We start from the raw sequence: 19,826 nt of genomic DNA, 5'->3' as shown, positions 1-19,826 counted from the left end.
TTATTATGATACAAATATAGCAAAAAATGCGCCTTTATTACTGCTCCTTCACACGAAAATATAACGATCAAAATAATCCAAAGGATGAGCCGGTCACCCTGAATTCTGTCCGCCGGTTAATCTGGTCTGCAATCTCCTGTTGCTCGGGTGCCAGCTTTTCGATAAATGCCTCATCCAGCCTATCCCCTTCTTTCAGGAAACCGTATTTTTCCGCGATGGTTGCAGAAACCGTTTTAGGTTGTGTTTTCCCAAAACCTGCCGCCGATAATCGCCGCTCATCCACTCCCTTGCCGATAAGGTACCGTACCACTGACTGTGCGCGGCGTAACGAAAGGTCCTGATTGTATCCTTCGGCCCCTTTCCTGTCGGTATGCGCGGAAAGTTCGATGGTTACTGACGGATTGTCATTTAACAATCCTATAAGTCCGTCCAGTTCTTTTTTTGACTCGGGACGCAACTCCGCTTTATCAAAATCGAAGAATATATTTTCGAGGATAACAGGCCTGTTGTAAGGGATCATTTCAAAATCCACGAAATAAACCGTATCTTTTTCCTCAACGAATGTACTCAGCGTTTTCTTCCTATTCAGGAATCCCTCTGCACGGGCCATAAAAAGATAATTCACACCCTTGTCCGCACGGAAACGGTAGGTTCCGTCTTGTCCGGTAATGTATTCGTGCCGGAAACCGTTATCGCCAACAACCGACACTTTAACGTTGGGAATGAAGTTGTCTTCCGTATCCACGGCTAGACCCTCCACAAATATCTCGACATCCGGGCATTCGAACGAATAGATATGGTCGTGCCCGCGTGCATCGTTACGGTTTGAACTGAAAAACCCGCGGAGTTTCCCTTTCTCGAAAGTGATGCCAAAATCGTCCATCGACGAATTAAGGGGAAAATCCATGTGCTGGACCCTCCACCGATTGGTGCTGCCGTGCAAGCTGGCTTCATACAAGTCCAGTCCTCCCATCCCCGGGTGTCCGTCAGACGAGAAGTACAACGTCGTGTCGTTTTTAATGTACGGAAACATTTCATCGCCCGGCGTGTTTACCTCCGGACCCAGGTTTTCCGTAAATAGAACGATGAGGCCATCCATCCTGGCCCGCCAGATATCTTTTCCGCCATATCCTCCAGGCATGTCGGAAACAAAATAGAGATAATCGCCCGACGGAGAAACGGAAGGATGTGCGAAAACCGAAAGCGTATCGTCGGCAGATACAGTCAATTCCTGTCCGGCATTCCAGCTTCCGCTACCGCGTCGTGAACAGTATATCTTGGGAGTGGTTGCCCGGTGAGAATAAACGGGAGAGAAGGTATAGAAAAGGTAATTGCCATCTGCGGAAACCGAGGGTGTCCCTTCATCGAACCGGGTATTGATTTCCGACTCCAAAATCTCCGGCTTCATCCAGCCGCCCTTATCGTTTCTGGTGACAATGAAAATATCGTTGTTCTTCATCCCCGTGATGTTACTGATCGAATCACCCCGAGCATCCTCGCGCGAAGAGGTGATATAAAGCACGGCATCGTCTTTAGCAAACGCCGGACTGAACTCTCCGCGGTTCGAGTTGAACAGGTCCATCCGTTTTACTACATAACGCGACGGCGCTTTCTTTTTCTCCACCGCATCCTTCACCCCCTGCAATCCACTTATTCCCAATAAATTTACCGGATCCAGAGCCAGAAAATCTTCGTAAGCCTTTTGTGCCTGTAGGTATCTTCCTTCTTTGTGCAACATTTGCGCATACCGCAAATAAACCAGCGTATCGGGATACTTGTACCGGATGGCATTGGCATACGCGTTAGCCGAACGGGAAGCAACATTCATTCGGCGATAGGCCTCCGCCATTTCGTAAGCTACCACTCCGCGCAGCGGATGCTGATCAGGCTTAATGTTCCTGTACACTTTCCGATAGGTTTCAGAAGCTACAAAATACTCTCCCCGAATGTATTGTGCACGGGCATCGCTCAGTTTTGCCGAGCGGCACGAAACCAGTAATAGCACCCCCAAGAGGCATAAAGGGTATATTTTTCGAGTTAGTTCCAAATCCGGTTGTTTTCCTTAATAACTCGTTTTTGACGGAAATATTGTGTGAAAACCGTGGGGACTATTCCGTTGCCGGAAGGTTATATACTCCTTTTACTAAAACCTGTTGTGTGGGAAGCGGCGTTTTTATCTCCACCATGTTGTTGGATGTCAACCCAGTGGTGACGGAGACGGATTTAAGGTATATATTATCTCCCGATTTCTTTTCAAGCAAATAAATCCGGTACGTTCCGTCCGCCAACGCTTCAAGGGCATCCCCGGGAATCCCTTTTGCCGTATATTCTTTCACACTCACCTCTGCCTCAACATACATGTTGTTTACAAAACCGCTGTTAATCGATTCTATTTGCGCTGTACACACAATGGTTTTCTTTTCCGGATCGATAGATTTCCCTGTTCTGGTCAGTTTCGCACTGAACTTCTCGGACGGATTACTGGAGTTATAAAACCGGATATTTTGACCGACAGCCAATTGTGCGATATCCTTCTCGTATACATCCAGTTGAAGATAGAACTGATTGGCATTGACAATAGTCATCAGCATTTTTTCAGGCGTAACGTATTCTCCGATCATACTGTTGACCTGCGTAATATATCCGTCAATAGGCGAACGGACTTCGAGTATCCGATAAAAATCCCCTTTTTCTATTTGCGCCGGATCTACGTTAAGCAGACTCAACCGATGTTTCATCCCGTTGTATTGTGCCAACAAACTGTTGTAAGCACTTTTGGCAGCGATGAAATCTTTACGGGCTGCGATGCTGTCCCTATAAAGCGTTTGCAATCGTTCGTAAGCCTTTTTTGCTTCGTTGAACTGATTGCTTATCGTAGCAAAATCCTGCTGCAGCACAATAAAATCGTTACTTTCGACAGTGCAAAGCACACTTCCCGCAGAGACAAAATCACCCAACTCACGGGAAATAATCCTTATCGTCCCCGGAATTCGGCTGGTAACCTGGGCCTGCCCTCTTACCGATGAGATGACATACCCGTTCACCTTCACACTTTCGTGGAATTGCGCTTCCTGCAATTCACCAAATTCCATTTGCATCGCTTCAAACTGGCGGTTGGAAATTGCTACCAACGCAGAATCTCCGGTAGAATCTCCGGCTTCGCTACCCGACTTTTTGTTACCGCAACCCAAAAGAGCTACGGAAACCAAAACTCCCCAAAAGAAATGTTTATAAAATCGCATCTTGCTGTCTTTTTACGTTTTTCTTACCTCTTGCCCTTTATCCGCCGGTTCACTCAACTATCAAGTAATTGAGCGCAATTACCGTCTGGTTGTATTTCGCCAGGTTGTCTAAATAATCCAACCTCAATTGCGTAGCATTTTCCAGGCTCTGTATATAACGGAAGAAGTCAATCTCCCCTATTTCGTAACTTGACGTGGCAAATTTAATCAGCTCATCACTGATCTGCTTTCCCGACGTTTGGTAGTAATCAATATTCTGACGGTATTTTTCGAGTTCGTTGCGCAGTTGTTCATACGTAGAGTTGTACCGCACCTCATACTGCTGCCTGGAGTAACCGGCCATCATAACGCTGTGTTTTTGCGAAGCGACCCTGGCTTTCTGTTCTCCAAAGAACAGCGGGACAGAAATTCCAACCTGCCAGCCCCAATAACTTTTCGCGTTTGCGAACCGGTTCGTTCCGTTAAAAACCTCGACGCTAATATCGGGCAGCCACAAATTTCTCTCAACATCCAGTAAGGCACGCTCGTAGCTGAGTTGTTCATTGGCCAGTTTGAGCCCGGCATTGTTCTGGATGTCCTTGTTCAACAAAACCGGCTCCAGTTCCTGAAGTGGAACCCGGATATCTTCTTTGGGCTGTAAAAACAAGCTTAACTGCCGGTAAGCGATCTGCAGGTCGGCGTCAATTTGTTTTTGCTGAATATCAACCTGTTGTTGTTTAGCAGTTGCATTCAGTTTTTCCAGGTACGCAATTTCACCTTGCTTGTATTGCGCATCAGCCGATCGTGAAAACTTGCGGTAAATATCGGCGATAAAACGATACTGTTGTTGTTTGTTTTGCAGATATATCACTTGATAATACGCTTGCGTTATGTTCTTACTGAGCCTTTGTCGTTCAAGTTCATAAGCTGCTTGTGAAACCGAAACCCCTGCCCGGTTGGCCTTGTATTGCGCGGCATAAACGGTAGGGAAATTTATTTCCTGCGATACCCCGACCACATACAGCGGATGATTGTTTTCGGCAATGTTATTGGCATCCCTGCCGTAATACACCCCGGTTTTCCCTATATTCAAAGCTGTGGGGACAAACGCCTTGCTCCGCTGTACCTGCAATTCGAAAGTTTTCAGTTGCCGGTTGTTGGCTATTCCGGTTGCGATGGCTTCCTCCAGCGAAAGTTCACTCGATTGGGGAAAAGCTGTAACAGAAACTGTCATCAAAACCGGGACAAGCCAAAACTTCGCTTTCGTCACATTTCTTTTCCTTGAACGGTTTTTTCTCCCTCTGCGCTCGTCATTCATAAAATATCCGTAAAGCAGCGGCAAGACAATCATCGTAAGGAAAGTGGAAGTAGCTAACCCACCAATAACAACCGTGGCCAGCGGGCGTTGAACTTCCGCTCCTGCCGATGTGGAAATCGCCATAGGCAGGAAGCCCATCGCAGCAGAAGCCGCTGTAAGGACAACGGGCCGAAGCCTGTCGACAGAGCCTTGTACAATAATGTCGTGCATTTTCATTCCTCCGTTTTTATGGCGCAACTCTTTAAAGTGTTCAATTAAAACAATTCCGTTCAGCACAGCCACACCAAACAACGCAATAAACCCTACCCCGGCCGAGATGCTGAACGGCATTCCCCTTAACCAGAGCAGGAGTATACCTCCGACAATAGAAAGCGGAATGGCTGAAAAGATTATTATTGTTTCTTTCAACGAATTGAAAGCGAAGTTCAACAATAAAAATATAAGTGCAAGGGCGATAGGCACAATAATCATCAACCGGGTAGATGCATTCTTAAGGTTCTGATACTGGCCTCCATAAACCACATAATACCCCGATTGTAAATCTACGTTCTCCTGCACTTTTTGCTGAATATCCTGCACCACCGATTGCAAGTCACGGTTTCGCACATTCACACTCACCACCACCCGCCGCCGGGTATTGTCACGCGAAATTTTTGCTGGACCGGAAGAGTATTCAATTTGAGCCAACTCACTTAACCGTATCTGGTTTCCATCGGGAAGATTCACATACATCTGCCTTATGTTATCAATATCCTGGCGGAAATCTTCCAAAAAACGAACAACCAGATCAAATCTGCGCTCCCGCTCGAAAACCGTCCCCGAAATTTGTCCGCCGAAAGCCATCGACAGGTATTGGTTGAGCGATTCTATGGAAACACCGTAGTACGCCAGTTTTTCGCGATTGTACGTTACCCTCATTTGTGGTAAGCCTACCGTTTTCTCAACAATAACATCGGCAGCTCCTTCTACCATACGGGCCTGTGCTGCAATCTCCACGGCCTTTTCCGCCAGGTAATCCAAATCTTCACCGAAAATTTTCACAGCAATATCTGAGCGCACTCCAGTAACCAACTCATTGAATCTCATCTCTATGGGTTGTGTAAACTCGTATTCGATACCCGGAAAAACCGAAAGGGCCTCTTTAAACTTATCGGCAAGCTCTTCTTTACTCCCGGCGTTCTTCCACTCTTTCTTCGGACGGAGCTTGATGATCATGTCAATCTCTTCCATCGACATCGGATCGGTGGGAACCTCTGCAGCACCTATACGGCTCACCACCTGGTCGACTTCCACAAACTCCTTTTTTAATATTGCCTCCATTTGCGTAGTCATCTCGATGGTTTTCCTCAATGACGTCCCTGTTTTCAGCACCGGCTGAATCACAAAGTCACCTTCATCAAGCGTAGGCGTAAATTCTGCCCCAAGCTTACCAAAAAGAAGCAAGGCAACCGTCAGCATAACCAAAGCACCGATAACGATCATCCTTTTATGTCCACACGCCCATTCAATGGACGGTCTGTATGTTTTGTAAGCCAGCCGCATTACCCGGGAGACATTCTTTTCTCCGTTTTTCCCCGGTTTCATAAACAAGGCTGATGCCACAGGCAGCCATGTCATCCCCAATAGAGAAGCCCCAATAACGGCAAAACAAAACGTGAGTGCCATCGGACGGAACATTTTCCCTTCCACTCCCGTTAACGAAATAATCGGCACAAAAACAATCAGGATAATGATTTGTCCGAAAATAGCGGAGTTCATCATTTTGGATGCGCCATTGATCGTAATCTCATCGATGTAGTCTTTTCTTTCCTGCCCGTGCAGCCTATTTGCATCATCATAGTGGTTATTGAGACTAAGCGCAATAAACTCGGCTATGATCACCCCACCGTCAATAATAATCCCGAAGTCGAGTGCGCCCAGGCTCATCAGGTTAGCATCAATACCGAAAATGTACATCAACGACAACGTAAAAAGTAACGACAAGGGGATGATGGAGGCGATAATCATCGCAGTACGAAGGTTTCCCAGGATAAGCAAAACCACCAGGATTACAATAACGCATCCGAACAGCAGGTTTTCGAAGACGGTCATCGTAGTGCGTCCGATAAGCTCGCTCCGATCAACAATGGGATTGATAAAAATCCCTTCCGGAAGAGTTTCTTGTACTTCTGCCACCCTTTTGTGTACAGCTTTAATTACTTTTTTTGAATCGGCGTTTTTGAGCATCATAATCTGGCCCATAACCTTTTCGCCCTCGCCGTTGGCAGTAATGGCTCCAAAACGGTTCGCATGTCCGAACTGCACTACGGCAATATCGCCGATCAGTACCGGTATTCCGTTTCTGTTCTTCACCACAATACTTCGGATGTCTTCCAGCGATTTTATAGCTCCATCGCCACGTATAAAATAACTTTGGTTGTTTTTTTCGATGTATGAGCCGCCGGTTATGTTGTTGTTCTTATCGATAGCATCAAAGACCTCCATCAACGTAATTCCCTGACTACGTATCAACTCCGGATTAACGGCAATCTCGTATTGTTTGAGAAATCCTCCCCATGTATTCACTTCCACTACTCCGGGAATTCCCGACAGTTGTCTTTTCACAATCCAGTCCTGAATGGTCCGCAAGTCGGTTATGGAATAACGGTTTTCATAACCCGGTTTTTCATCGAGAATGTATTGGTAAATCTCGCCCAGGCCAGTAGTAACCGGCCCCATAACAGGTGTACCAAAGCCCTGGGGAATATTTTCAGACGCTTCCGATATTTTTTCGGCAATCAGTTGTCTCGGTAGGTAAGTACCTAACTTTTCATCGAAAACAATGGTGACTACCGATAATCCAAATTTCGATACGGAACGTATCTCCTTCACACCCGGCAGGTTTGCCATGGCTAACTCCACAGGCATAGTGATGTATTGCTCCACATCTTGCGTCGCAAGGTTGGCTGATGTGGTAATTACCTGTACCTGATTGTTGGTAATGTCAGGAACCGCGCCTACGGAAAGATTGGCTAATGCAAATATTCCGAAACCAATAATCGTAATTGTGAAAAGTATGATTATCAGCTTGTGCCTGACACTAAACCGAATTATCTTGTTTAACATAAACGCATGAAAAAGTTTTCATATAATGTTCTGAAAGCTACACAAATGAACAAAAAAATGCAAGATAAATCAAATCTTATTTATCCAGTATTTTAATTTTTTCTTGTTCTAAATAAGCAAGTCACGCAAAAGCCACTTATCTATCAAAAAATAAACGGCTTAAAATTCAGACGTAGCATAAACCTTTAAAGTTTTCTCCCTACTCACTGAACAATAAAAATTCAAGTTTTATTTGGTGATTGCAGCAAAATAACACTATCTTTGTACGACATCATCGTAGCTTTCCCAAAAGGGAAAAACCACAACGTACTCATTTTTAAATTGTAACCTATGAAAAAAATTACCTCATTCGCAATTATTGTCTTAATCGCTACTATTTCCACGAGCGTATTCTCTCAGAACAGTGATCTGAAGTATAAGACAGTTCCCAATGATCCGATCAGTGCACGTATTTACACCCTGGATAACGGGTTGAAAGTTTACATGAGCGTGAATCCTGAACCCCCCCGTATACAAACCTATATTGCCGTACGAGTGGGAGGGAAAAACGATCCGGCAGAAACCACCGGCCTTGCTCATTATTTCGAACACCTGATGTTTAAGGGCACAAAAAAATTCGGCACCCAGGATTACACGCAGGAAGAGCCGATGCTAAAAGAGATTGAAGGCCTCTTCGAGAAATACCGGAATACAGAAGACGATACCCAAAGAAGAGCCATTTACAAGGAAATTGACAGTATCTCCTACGCCGCATCCAAGCTAGCCATCCCCAACGAGTACGACAAACTGATGAAGACTATCGGGGCAACAGGGACAAACGCCTATACGGGTTTTGACATGACGGTTTATACGGAAAATATACCGTCGAATCAAATCGAAAATTGGGCAAGAATACAATCGGACCGTTTTCAAAACAATGTGATTCGTGGTTTTCACACAGAACTGGAAACGGTTTATGAGGAGAAAAACATGTCACTCACCCGCGACAGCCGGAAAGTGTACGAAAAAGTGCTTGCCTCACTGTTCCCTCACCACCCGTACGGTAAACAGACCGTGCTCGGCACACAAGAACACCTGAAGAATCCGTCAATCATAAACATTAAAAACTACTACAAGACCTACTACGTTCCGAACAACATGGCTATCTGCGTTGCTGGAGATTTTGATCCTGATGAAATGATCAAGATTATCGATACCTATTTCGGAGAGATGAAACCTAATCCCAGCCTGCCAGTTATAGAACCATCTGCCGGGCAACCTATAACAAAGCCGGTTGAAACGGATGTGTTGGGGCAGGAAGCCGAAAACGTGACCCTCGGCTGGCGAATGGGTGGATGGGCCACACCCGACAAAGACATGCTCGATATCATCAGCCTAATTATGAATAACGGAAAAGCCGGATTAATCGACCTGAACCTGCTGCAGCAGCAAAAAGTGCTTTCTGCATATTCGGGTGCCTACAGCATGGCAGACCACTGCGCTTTTGTTATGAATGCCACGCCCAAGAAAGGACAGACACTTGAGCAGGTAAGAGATTTGTTGCTGGGAGAAGTGGAAAAACTGAAAAAAGGTGATTTTCCCCAGGAACTGATAACTGCATCTATCAACAACATGAAGCTGAGCGAGATGTATCGAATAGAGAGCAATGGAGGACGGGCTAACTGGTTTGTAAACTCATTCATCAACGGGACGGAGTGGGCCAACGAAGTAACCCGGATCGATCGTATCGCAAAAATCACTAAAAAACAGATCGTGGATTTTGCCAACGAAAAATTTCGCAACAATTATGCCGTAATCTATAAACGCGAAGGAAAAGATCCCACGGAGTTAAAGATCGACAAACCACAAATCACGCCCATTGCCACCAATCGTGATGCGGTAAGCACATTCGTAAAAGAAATTCAGGACGCTAGGGTCACACCCATTGAACCTGTGTTTCTCGACTTCGATAAGGACATGAAAATACTGACTGCCAAATCAAAGATCCCCGTGCTCTACAAGCAGAATGTAACCAACGGCATTTTCAGCCTGATTTATGTGTTCGACATGGGAAATAACCACGATAAAGCCCTGGGTACGGCTTTCGATTATTTAAAATACCTGGGCACATCCACAAAATCACCGGAAGAGATCAAAGCCAATTTTTACAGTCTGGCTTGCTCGTTCAACGTTTTTCCGGGGACAGAAAGGGTATATGTTTTGCTCGATGGCCTGGCAGAAAACATGAGCAAGGCTCTTGCGCTTTTCGAAGAGCTGCTGGCCGATCCGCAAGTAAATAAAGAAGCATTCGCCAACCTGTCGGCAGATATCCTGAAGAAACGCGGCGATGCTAAACTCAACCAAGGGGCTAATTTCAGCAAATTAACCCAGTATGCGTCCTGGGGAGCGGACTCTCCCGATAACAATATATTGTCGGAAGCAGAATTGAAATCGATGGATCCGCAGCAACTGACCACACGCATCAAAAGCCTCAACGGTTTTGAGCACCGGATTATGTATTATGGTCCTGAAAACGAAAAAGAACTGCTATCCACACTCAATTCGTTACACAATGTCCCGGCAAAGTTAAAACCGGTACCCGAAACCGACCGGTTCAAACAAGTAGAAACCAACGAGAACAAAGTGCTTTTAGCCGAATACGATGCAAAACAGATTTACCTGGGAATGGTTTCCAACGACGGCCGGCTGTTTGATCCGAAAGTCGAAGCTACGCGTGAATTATACAACGAATATTTTGGCGGAAGCATGAATGCGATCGTGTTTCAGGAAATGCGCGAAGCGCGCGGACTGGCTTATTCGGCAAATGCGTACCTGAACGCTCCGTCGAAATTGAAATACCCCTACACGATGCGAACGTTTATTGCTACTCAAAACGATAAAATGGACGATGCACTACAGGCATTCCACCTTATTCTGAAAGATATGCCGTTATCAGAAAATGCGTTTAACCTGGCCAAAGAAGGCTTGATTACCCGTTTGCGCACCAACAGGATTATCAAGGAAGATGTGCTGTGGAACTATGTTTATGCACAGGACCTGGGCTTGAAAGTGGATAGGCGAAAAGAGATTTTCGAAAAAGTGCCGTCCATGACACTCTCCGACGTAAAAGCATTCCAGGAGGAATGGGTGAAAAACCGTACGTACACCTATTATATATTGGGCAAGGAAGCGGATTTAGACCTGAAAGCGCTCGAGAAATACGGGCCTATCCAAAAGGTTTCGCAGGAAGAGCTGTTCGGGTATTAGGATAAAGCATTTATGGCGCCAAATGGCGCCCTAAATGCTTTTACTGATGTTCCCGCCGCAGCAAATCGTTCACTGTTTTTACCGGATTAAAGGTACTGACGGGCACCTCTACGAAAATGGTGTTCCAGTCGCTCATGGCACCGTTCCACAAGCCGGGAAGCTCCAGGGCCTTCAGTTCTTTTCCGTTTTTGGATTTTTGCGAAATAAATCCGGTGTTCTTATCCACGAATTGGGTCAAATCGAACTTGTTGTTTTTATAGCACTTCACGCCACAAACCAAATCCACGGGATTGAAATGCGACCCGTGCTTGAAAGCATCCACAGCCCTGGCATCGTTTATATCGATTTGGGAACTTTCCAGAATCTGCAAAGAAGCGGTTCCGTCAGGATTTTCAACAATAAACGGACCACCGCCCGGCTCACCCTCGTTCTTCACCATGCCGCACACACGAAATGGACGATCAAGTTTAGCAATCAGGTAGTCCCTCAACTCTTCTTCATTGGCAAAAGATTTGTCGGAAGAAGTTATACAAAGTTCGTTCTCGGTAAACTTCAAAATTTCCTGCAACTTTCCGTTGCTACATTTTCCCGAAGTCAACTCTCCAAGGTAGCCAAACGCCCGTTGCTGCATCTTCACCAACACTCCACCCAAAAGTTGTTTATATAAGGCTTCGCTTTCTTTTAACCGGTCTGGAACAACATTATCGATGTTTTTAATGAATATAAAATCGGAATCGATGTCATTCAGGTTTTCGATCAGCGCACCGTGTCCCCCGGGACGGAAAAGCAACGATCCGCCCTCATCGCGGAATGGATTATTCTCCATATCCACGGCAAGGGTATCGGTGCTAGGCTTTTGAACGCTGTATGAGACCCTGAATTTAGCACCGAGTTTTAATTCGTACCCCAACCTCCGGGCAGCGACCAACAATTCAAACAACTCCTTGTGTTCTTCCGAAACTGTAAAATGAATATTCACCACACCGTTTTTATCTTTTGCGTATAAGGTACCTTCGGTCATCTGTTCACCCACCGGTGTTCTATTTCCTTCTTCGTAACTGTGAAACAAAAGCAACCCTTTGGGCAGGTTCCCGTAATTCAATCCGTCAGGAAAGAGCAAGGCTCTCACCACTTGTTTGTACTTGCCCGAATCAATAAGTTCCGGAACTGTTTTTCCAAAATTGTTCCTGCAGGTTTCGTTGAGCGCATCGTAAAAGGCAAACTTCCCTATATTGTTGAAAAATGTTTTAACAAAAGCAGTTTCAGGCACATCATTACCATCATCTAAAAAGGTAAACAAGTCTTTAAACATACGGCTTGCAGCACCCGATGCGGGTACAAACTTGGTGACTTTTTTACCCGCATCCAAAGAATCACGCCAAGCCATCCGATATTCCTCCTCGTCGGCTTTAGATACACGCAAAATCCCTTTTTCAACCGATGCAACACTCAGTATTTTCAGAAAAGGGAAGCCTTTCTTCAACCAATTCAACTGAGCATCAATTTGCTGTTGTGAAATATTTTTTTTCCGTAACAACGCTAAATCTTCCTTTGTAAACATACTGTCTTATATTGTGTTGAAAATTATTTTCGATTTTAAATCTTTCACAGAAACACTTCAAAGGTAACGAAAAACTTTAAATACATATCCACACGTCTGTTAAAATATTACCGACAATCTGTCAGTTTCTTTTCAAATATCGTTTTTTGGCATAAGATTTGAAAATGATTAAAAAGAAGCTATGGATCAGAAATTAATCAATTAAATACATATATATAAATTATGGGAAAAATAATAGGAATAGACTTAGGAACCACAAACTCTTGCGTTTCGGTGATGGAAGGCAACGAGCCTGTTGTAATCCCTAACAATGAAGGAAAACGTACCACACCATCGGTTGTGGCTTTTGTCGAAAACGGAGAACGAAAGGTGGGCGACCCGGCAAAACGTCAGGCAATAACCAACCCCAAACACACCGTTTACTCCATAAAAACGTTTATGGGTGAAACATTCGACCAGGTGCAAAAAGAAATCGGACGCGTTCCCTACAAAGTAGTTAGAGGCGACAATAATACCCCACGTGTAGACATTAACGGACAATTGTATTCTCCGCAGGAAATTTCAGCAATCGTGCTTCAGAAAATGAAACAAACAGCTGAGGATTATCTCGGACAATCCGTTTCAGAAGCCGTAATCACCGTGCCCGCATATTTTAGCGATGCGCAACGTCAGGCTACCAAAGAAGCCGGAGAGATTGCGGGGTTAACCGTGCGCCGCATTGTAAACGAGCCTACGGCAGCCGCCCTGGCTTACGGTCTGGACAAACAGCACAAGGACTCTAAAATTGCCGTGTTCGACCTGGGAGGCGGCACGTTCGACATTTCGATCCTGGAATTGGGTGACGGTGTTTTCGAGGTGAAATCGACCAATGGAGATACTCACCTGGGAGGAGACGACTTCGACCATCGGGTTATCGATTGGCTTGCCGAAGAATTTTTGAAAGATGAAGGCCTCGACTTGCGGAAAGACCCCATGGCGTTACAACGACTAAAAGAAGCGGCTGAAAAGGCAAAAATCGAACTATCCAGCACAACCAGCACGGAGATTAATTTACCGTATATTATGCCGGTAAACGGGATTCCCAAACATTTAGTAAAAACCCTTACCCGCGCAAAATTCGAGCAACTGATCGACGACTTGTTGCAAAAATGTGTAGCACCCTGCCAGACATCAATGAAAGATGCCGGATTAACAAATTCAGATATCGACGAAGTCATCCTTGTAGGGGGCTCAACCCGTATTCCTGCTGTTCAGGCATTGGTTGAAAGGTTATTCGGAAAATCACCGCACAAAGGTGTAAACCCCGACGAGGTAGTAGCTATTGGTGCAGCCATTCAGGGCGCCGTCCTCACGGGAGAAGTGAAAGACGTGTTGTTGCTGGACGTTACTCCGCTGTCGTTGGGAATCGAAACTCTGGGTGGTGTGATGACAAAACTTATTGATGCTAACACCACCATTCCGACCAAGAAGTCGGAAACGTTCTCTACTGCCGCCGACAATCAACCTTCTGTACAAATCAACGTATTACAGGGTGAACGCTCTCTGGCGCGCGACAACAAGCAAATCGGCGTGTTCAACCTCGACGGCATTCCACCTGCACCGCGTGGCATTCCACAGATTGAAGTTACTTTCGATATTGATGCCAACGGCATCCTGAACGTTTCGGCAAAAGACAAGGCTTCTGGAAAAGAACAGAAAATCCGTATCGAAGCATCTTCGGGTTTGAGCGAAGAGGAAATTAAACGAATGAAAGAGGAAGCTGCTATCAATGCCGAAGCCGACAAGAAAGAGAAAGAACGTATCGACAAACTGAATCAGGCCGACTCAACCATTTTCCAAACCGAAAAACAGTTGAAAGAATACGGTGACAAGATCCCGGCAGACAAAAAAGCGCCTATCGAAAACGCGCTGAACAAGCTGAAAGAAGCCCACAAGGCTCAAAACATTGCCGACCTCGACACCTATATGACCGAACTCAACACAGCATTTCAGGCTGCTTCCCAGGACATGTACAATGCTGCCAACGCACAAGCAGGGGCACAACAAGCCGGTCCCCAGGATTTCAGCGGGCAACAGCCCGGAGGCAATCCAAGCGGAAGCCAGGAAGGTGATGTGACCGACGTCGACTTCGAAGAGGTGAAGTAAAAGGCGATTAGAAATAATCAACAAATAATAAAAATAGGCTATAAACCAAGTGTTTGCAGCCTATTTTGTTTTTAAATAATTCTCGAAGGCTATTGTTTTTGATTGTTTTTTATCATACATTTGTACCATATTTGTAACGGGCGTTAATTGGCGACAATGTGGATCTTATCGCACCTTATTGCGTCTTAACGATACTTAATTAGCGATAATGTAACGGATGATATAGAAATATGGGATTTAGTCAACTGAAAATACCGAAGATCTGCGAACAATGTGGAAAGCCCTTTGAGGCAAAAACAGTGGTCACACGTTTCTGTGGCTCTGCTTGTGCAAACAAGTCCGGCAAAGAGAAAAAGCGACAGCAAAAGGAAGCAGAGAAGAAGCAAACTATTTTGGAGCAATCGGCTGAAAAGATAGCTCAAATGCAAACACGCCCTTACATTTCAATTACGGAGGCTACAATTCTTTTCGGAATTTCAAAAAACACAATTCACCGCTTAATCAAAGCAGGAAAAGTTCCTGCCTTCAATTTGGGTGAACGCCTGACAAGAGTTAGCCGGAAACACCTCGAAGAAATGTTTACTGCGGTTGAGATTCCGGAAGAGCCAAAAGAAAAGCCGATGAAACTGCATTACGAGATAGGTGAATGTTATACCGTTACTGAAGTCTCTGTAAAATATGGTGTGTCGCCCTCAACGGTTGAGAATACCATTCGCCGGAACAGCATTCCAAAGCGGCAAGTAGGTAACTTTGTATATGTTCCCAAAGAACAAATCGATAAAATATTCGGAGGCAAATGAAACAACTCTCCAACACAAAAGTCACTGTTCGATTACGCAAGGCGGATGATCGGAAGGAATGGTATGTTTACATTGAAAGCTATCCGGTAAATGTTCCCGGCAAGCAAACTCCACAACGCATTCGTGAATATTTGAATCGCTGCATTACCACCGTAGAGTGGGATAAGAAACGTACCGCCCGAACCGATGCTGACGGAACAAAAACCTACAAACCTAAACGTGATGATAATGGAATAATCGTTTGTCGAAGTGAGAAAGACCAAGAAACCATGCTGTATGCTGATGGAATCCGCAAGCTTCGCCAACGAGAATACGATAATGCTGATTTGTATAGTGATACGGAAAGTGCACAAGTAGAACAAAAGGAACGTTCACAGCAAAATTTCGTAGAGTATTTTAATGCTACAGCCAAGAAACGCCATGCACAAAGTTCGGACTCTATTCGTGTAAATTGGAAACGAGCATACGAATTAATAAAGCTCTTCGCTGGAGACACATTGCCTTTTTCCAAAATAGACAATCGCTTTGCTGAAGATTTTAAGCTATATCTTTTGTCTGCCCCTTGTGGAGGTAATAAGAGCGGAACAATTTCTCGCAATACTGCCGTAACCTATTTTTCTATTTTCAAAGCGGCATTGAAGCAGGCTTTTATAGATGGATACTTGACAACGGATTTGTCGGCAAAAATCAAAGGCATACCAGAACAGGAATCACGCCGTGAATATTTGACCGTTGAAGAACTCAACACCCTTGCCAGTACACCTTGCGAACGAGATGTTCTTAAACGAGCAGCATTATTTTCGGCTCTTACCGGCTTACGGCATTGTGATATTCAGAAATTGAAATGGAAAGAGATTAGTATTAATGGCGACCACGCCCAACTACATTTTACTCAGCAGAAAACAAAAGGCGTTGAATATATGCCTATTTCGCAACAAGCACTTGATTTGTGCGGTGAACCTCGTGAACCGGAGCAGCTTGTTTTTGAAGATTTACCTGATCCCGCATGGATTTCCAAACCATTGAAACGTTGGATAGAAGCCGCCGGTATCACGAAGCGAATCACATTTCATTGCTTCCGGCACACGTATGCGACCCTTCAATTATCCAGTGGCACAGATATTTACACAGTCAGCAAGATGCTCGGACATACCAATGTGAAAACTACCCAGATTTACGCAAAAGTTGTGGACGAGAAGAAAAGCAAGGCAGCACAAGCGATTCAGTTGAACAACCTTAAAGATACCGAGTCATGAAAAACAACATTCTGGAATACATTATATTATATGTGATTGTTGCCTGTGCAGCGGTGGTCATTGCAACGCTGACTCGTATATTCGCTGTGTCGATGGGGTTTGATAGCTTTACGGCGTTCATAGTTTTCGTAGTTGTATTGGCTATCCAAGTGATCGTGTATCTGAGTATTCACGTGGTATTGCAAAACCTAATGTTGCCGTGGATCGGGAACGGATTGGCTAAAATTCCTTATTTCCGCAGGAAGATAGAGCAAAGACAAGTTTCTACTATTGCTGTTGAGCCAGAGATAGAAGAAAGTAACACTGAAATTGATATGTCGGAATCGGATGTCTCTTTAGAAGATATTCGGAACGAACTGCAGCAAAATATCGCCAAAGAACAGGAAGAAATTCTGAATGTCGCTCTGGACTATACTCGGAAATCTTTTGCCCTTTATCTTTCAGATGAAGACCTTGATGTTCTTTGCCGAAATGTCCGTGCCTATATGAACAAGTTAGAAGAAAAAGAATTGAAGCCGGTTAAAGTCAAAGAACTATCCGCCCTTGATCTCCGCCATTTCGGATGGAATATCTGGAACTATTTCAAACCAAGGAATCAGATGGACATTGCTAACTTGCTGAAAATCGTATTCCCTAACATTTTCAAGGATACGGAAGTAAAGAGTATCAAGCGGCACTTGAAGGATGATGAGTTGAAGGGGGTGATCAAGATACAGGAAGTTTTTTGTGATTTGAATCATATAACACAAGTATAGTGTCTCGAAGAAATAACTATCTTTGTGACAGAGTTTAAGAATGCTTTAATATGTAGTGTATTGGGGAATTATGATAGCATTTATGTGACCTGTATAAATAGTGCAAAACATGAAAGATAATAATGATTTAAAGTTAGCTGTCTTAATTGACGCAGACAACATACCTTACTCAAACGTAAAAGGGATGTTGAATGAGATTGCAAAGTTTGGAATCCCAACAATTAAAAGAATTTATGGAGATTGGACAAAGCCTACGGTTTCTGGATGGAAACCAGCTCTTCTTGAAAATGCGATTACTCCAATTCAGCAATACAGCTATACTACAGGGAAAAACGCAACTGATTCTGCAATGATTATTGACGCTATGGATATTTTGCATAGTGACAAAGTTGATGGTTTTTGTATTGTTTCTAGTGATAGTGATTTTACAAGGTTGGCAACAAGATTACGAGAGTCTGGAATGCTCGTCATTGGAATAGGAGAAAAGAAAACTCCCAATCCTTTTATCGTGTCCTGTGATAAATTTATTTATATAGAAATTTTAGGAATTGCAGAACCTGTTCCTTCATCCCAAAAAGAGAGTGGAGGAGAAAATACAACAACTCAAATAGAAAAAGAAGTTATTGGAGAAGATATAATCACATTACTCAAAACGACAATTGACGATTTGGCTGATGATAATGGTTGGGCTTTTCTTGCTGAAGTTGGTGGATTAATTATGAAAAAGAAACCTGATTTTGACCCTCGAAATTATGGATTCTTGAAATTGACTCCGTTGATAAAATCGCTTAAAAAAGATTTCCAAATAGAGGAACGAGATGTAGAAAACAAGCGGATAAAGCATGTTTATGTGAAAAATAAAAAATGAATATTATCAACTAAATAATATCAGCACTTTAAGTGTTTCCTAAGTGTTTCTCCAGTGTCGTCCAGACACCGCAGAAACACTTTTTTCATTTGCACCATAAATCATAAAAACGATTATTTATGGAAGCAAACGAAATTTCTTTTGAAAATCTGCCTAAGGCAGTAGCGCATTTAGTCAGTGAACTGGCTGAGATCAAATCTTTAGTTGAAAAGGGGCAAACACCTATTGTCCCTCAGAAACGAATCCCGATTGATATTGAAGAAGCTTGCCGAATTATAGGCAAAGCGAAACCTACCGTGTATGCCCTTGTACGCAAGCGGCTGATTCCTTGCTACAAGAACGGCAAGAAACTTTATTTCTTTGAGGAAGAACTACTGGAATGGATTTCTAAAGGCAAAAAGAAAACTTTGCAGGAAATAGAGTCCGAAGCTGAGACGGAATACAATAAGCGTAAAAACATACGGAAATGAACCTGTTCGATTTATTAGCCAATTTCTGGCGAGTGGACGAACAGGAGAACTTCAGCGGAAATGATACCCGATTGTATTTCTTCTTGGTTCATTTGGCTAACCGTTCCTATTGGTCGGAATGGATAGAGTATTCCAACAAACGATTGGCAGCCAATGCCAATATCTCTTTGGATGTTCTGAAATCTTCACGCGACCGACTAAAGGCAGCCGGTCTGTTAGATTATGCTTCTGGAGGCGGACATAGGGTTAAAACTAAGTATCAGATTTTAGCACCTAAGTCCGACCTTAAACCCTCACCCTATAATAATAAGACTAAATACAAAAACTCTAATATAAGTTCTTATGGAAAAAAGAAAGGATTTGTCCATACGGGAAGTGATTTCGACTAATCAGCAATTCTTTCAGGCATTGCGGAAAGATGCTCAGGAGATTGTTGCCCATGAAAAAGAAAAGATGCGGAAGTTGCGTTTGCATCTTCCGTTGGCTTATGCTGACTTTCAGAGTTTGTTTTGCGAGTTTGGCACGATTTGTTTGCACAACCGAAATCAGGCGAAGGATTTTGTCATTGACAAAAACAACGAGCCAATGATTGAGCAACTCTATTGCTACATTACCAATGATTCTGATTTCTCCGGCGATTTGGATAAAGGCATTATGCTGCAAGGCAAATATGGTTGCGGCAAAACTATCCTGTTGGAGACCTACTCAATGCTTCACAATCATATTTCGAGAAGATTTTTTCTGAATCAGCCTTTGTTTACGTTTATCAAGTCTGTGGAATTACAGGAGCAAATTGTAAAGCAGTCGGCAAGTGTATTTACCCGGCGACCGTTAATCATTGATGAATTTGGGCGAGAGTCCAAAACGGTTCAGGATTATGGGAACGTCAACCGACCCATATCCGAATTATTGAGTCTGAGAAGTGATGTCGGAGTCGTTACTCATGGCACCACGAACTTCACTTTTGCTACACTTTCGTCCGATGAGTTCTATGGCGGAATGATTGGCGACCGTCTCAAAGTGATGTTTAATTTTATCACTTTGAATGGTGAAAGCCGTCGAGTTTAAGCTTTCATTTCAA

Annotated in this window: 13 protein-coding genes; 9 read left to right on the top strand and 4 right to left on the bottom strand. The window is 44.0% G+C overall.

Annotated elements, in window-relative coordinates; genetic code table 11:
• Nucleotides 1-67 precede the first annotated feature (67 nt).
• From AACM02_RS05945 to AACM02_RS05935, 3 genes are all read right to left on the bottom strand, one after another.
• Complete coding sequence (locus AACM02_RS05945) at nt 68-2,005, bottom strand: OmpA family protein (RefSeq protein ID WP_339116370.1); 1,938 nt, start codon at nt 2,003-2,005, stop codon at nt 68-70.
• Between the two features lie 103 nt (nt 2,006-2,108).
• On the bottom strand, nt 2,109-3,242 hold the full coding sequence (locus tag AACM02_RS05940; RefSeq protein WP_339116369.1) for an efflux RND transporter periplasmic adaptor subunit: 1,134 nt from the start codon (nt 3,240-3,242) through the stop codon (nt 2,109-2,111).
• Between the two features lie 49 nt (nt 3,243-3,291).
• Nucleotides 3,292-7,644: a CusA/CzcA family heavy metal efflux RND transporter gene (locus AACM02_RS05935; RefSeq protein ID WP_339116368.1), complete on the bottom strand. Its 4,353-nt coding sequence runs from the start codon at nt 7,642-7,644 to the stop codon at nt 3,292-3,294.
• 330 nt (nt 7,645-7,974) lie between these two features.
• Here AACM02_RS05935 and AACM02_RS05930 point away from each other — a divergent pair, with 330 nt between their 5' ends.
• Complete coding sequence (locus tag AACM02_RS05930; protein WP_339116367.1) at nt 7,975-10,890, top strand: insulinase family protein; 2,916 nt, start codon at nt 7,975-7,977, stop codon at nt 10,888-10,890.
• A gap of 40 nt (nt 10,891-10,930) precedes the next feature.
• Here the strand turns inward: AACM02_RS05930 and AACM02_RS05925 are convergent, their stop codons facing one another.
• Nucleotides 10,931-12,451 (bottom strand): DUF4301 family protein, encoded by a 1,521-nt coding sequence (locus tag AACM02_RS05925; RefSeq protein WP_339116366.1) that lies wholly within the window; start codon nt 12,449-12,451, stop codon nt 10,931-10,933.
• Between the two features lie 222 nt (nt 12,452-12,673).
• On the opposite strand from AACM02_RS05925, the gene dnaK reads away from it, so the two are divergent.
• The 8 genes from dnaK (at nt 12,674) to AACM02_RS05885 (ending at nt 19,813) form a co-directional block, all read left to right on the top strand.
• Entirely contained in the window at nt 12,674-14,596 is a 1,923-nt protein-coding gene (dnaK, locus tag AACM02_RS05920; RefSeq protein ID WP_214025313.1) for a molecular chaperone DnaK, read from the top strand.
• Nucleotides 14,597-14,826: 230 nt separating this feature from the next.
• Nucleotides 14,827-15,396 (top strand): helix-turn-helix domain-containing protein, encoded by a 570-nt coding sequence (locus tag AACM02_RS05915; RefSeq protein WP_339116365.1) that lies wholly within the window; start codon nt 14,827-14,829, stop codon nt 15,394-15,396.
• Nucleotides 15,393-16,652: a site-specific integrase gene (locus AACM02_RS05910; RefSeq protein WP_339116364.1), complete on the top strand. Its 1,260-nt coding sequence runs from the start codon at nt 15,393-15,395 to the stop codon at nt 16,650-16,652. Before AACM02_RS05915 ends, AACM02_RS05910 begins: the two co-directional genes overlap by 4 nt.
• Nucleotides 16,649-17,407 carry a hypothetical protein gene (locus tag AACM02_RS05905; RefSeq protein ID WP_339116363.1) on the top strand — a complete coding sequence of 253 codons (759 nt, stop codon included), beginning with the start codon at nt 16,649-16,651 and terminating at the stop codon, nt 17,405-17,407. Before AACM02_RS05910 ends, AACM02_RS05905 begins: the two co-directional genes overlap by 4 nt.
• Nucleotides 17,408-17,516: 109 nt before the next feature.
• Entirely contained in the window at nt 17,517-18,275 is a 759-nt protein-coding gene (locus AACM02_RS05900) for an NYN domain-containing protein (RefSeq protein ID WP_339116362.1), read from the top strand.
• A gap of 119 nt (nt 18,276-18,394) precedes the next feature.
• Nucleotides 18,395-18,745, top strand: coding sequence for a helix-turn-helix domain-containing protein (locus AACM02_RS05895; RefSeq protein WP_339116361.1), 351 nt, complete (start codon nt 18,395-18,397; stop codon nt 18,743-18,745).
• Nucleotides 18,742-19,134: a hypothetical protein gene (locus AACM02_RS05890; RefSeq protein ID WP_339116360.1), complete on the top strand. Its 393-nt coding sequence runs from the start codon at nt 18,742-18,744 to the stop codon at nt 19,132-19,134. The genes AACM02_RS05895 and AACM02_RS05890 overlap by 4 nt, the downstream gene beginning before the upstream one ends.
• A complete protein-coding gene (locus tag AACM02_RS05885; protein ID WP_339116359.1) occupies nt 19,088-19,813 on the top strand; it encodes a hypothetical protein in 726 nt (241 codons plus the stop codon). Before AACM02_RS05890 ends, AACM02_RS05885 begins: the two co-directional genes overlap by 47 nt.
• Nucleotides 19,814-19,826: the final 13 nt, after the last annotated feature.

This window comes from Petrimonas sp. (assembly GCF_963921705.1).
GTDB classification, from domain to species: Bacteria; Bacteroidota; Bacteroidia; order Bacteroidales; family Dysgonomonadaceae; genus Petrimonas; species Petrimonas sulfuriphila.
Note: the sequence above shows the minus strand (reverse complement) of the source record. Positions and strands in the feature narration are given on the sequence as shown.